1 protein-coding gene is annotated in these 262 nt (G+C 41.2%); it reads left to right on the top strand.

The window, feature by feature from the left end:
• A partial coding sequence (locus tag CWC11_RS22315; protein ID WP_138684277.1) for a helix-turn-helix domain-containing protein occupies nucleotides 1-262 on the top strand: 262 nt, incomplete at both ends.

The following is a 262-nucleotide window of genomic DNA, read 5'->3' as shown; positions in this document are numbered from 1 at the left end:
CTAACAACCTTTGATGACCCCAAACTCGTTCTGGACAGCTTAAGTAATGGAGCCAAAGGCTTTGTACTCAAAGATATCGCTCTAGATTCGTTGGTGAATGCAATGAAAACCATCATCAATGGTGAAACCTACTTTCAACCGGCGATTACAGAAACCCTATTAAAGTATGCACCAAAACTCGACAATGATTTTTCTGAGTTCAAAGCCACAGAGACGCTTAGCGTACGAGAAATAGAGGTATTGAGACTGGTTGCAAATGGTT

The organism is Pseudoalteromonas sp. S3178, assembly GCF_005886985.1.
GTDB classification, from domain to species: Bacteria; Pseudomonadota; Gammaproteobacteria; order Enterobacterales; family Alteromonadaceae; genus Pseudoalteromonas; species Pseudoalteromonas carrageenovora.
The sequence above is the reverse complement of the archived record's forward strand: the minus strand, read 5'-3'. Positions and strand labels throughout refer to the sequence as shown.